This is a genomic window from Adlercreutzia sp. DFI.6.23 (genome assembly GCF_024462535.1).
In the GTDB taxonomy this organism is placed as follows: Bacteria; Actinomycetota; Coriobacteriia; order Coriobacteriales; family Eggerthellaceae; genus Adlercreutzia; species Adlercreutzia rubneri.
Genome location: NZ_JANGBP010000793.1, coordinates 1 through 288, shown reverse-complemented (window position 1 = coordinate 288; position 288 = coordinate 1). Strand labels below are relative to the sequence as shown.

Sequence of the window (288 nt, the reverse complement as noted above, 5' to 3'; positions counted from 1 at the left end):
CCAGAAAATAGACGTTCTTGTATTCCATCACTTCATTACCTTTACAATCTCATTGACAATATCTTCCGCGGCGTCGGGCCTGGCCAGCGCCTCCAGATTGCGGCTCATCGCCGCCAGCGTCTCCCGATCCGCCAGCAGCTCCACGGCCCGCGGCATCGCCTTCGTCCGGCACTCGGCGTCCGGAACGACCACCGCCGCGCCCTTCGTCTCCAGCGCCCGGGCGTTTTTGGTCTGATGATCCTCGGCCACGTTGGGCGACGGAACGAACAGCACCGGCTTGGCAACGAG

At 62.5% G+C, this 288-nt stretch carries 1 protein-coding gene; it reads right to left on the bottom strand.

Annotation, left to right across the window (positions count from 1 at the left end):
• Positions 1 to 27 precede the first annotated feature (27 nt).
• Positions 28 to 288, bottom strand: a 261-nt coding sequence (locus NE591_RS15495; RefSeq protein ID WP_305145286.1) for a glycosyltransferase, incomplete at its 5' end; no start/stop codon positions are given.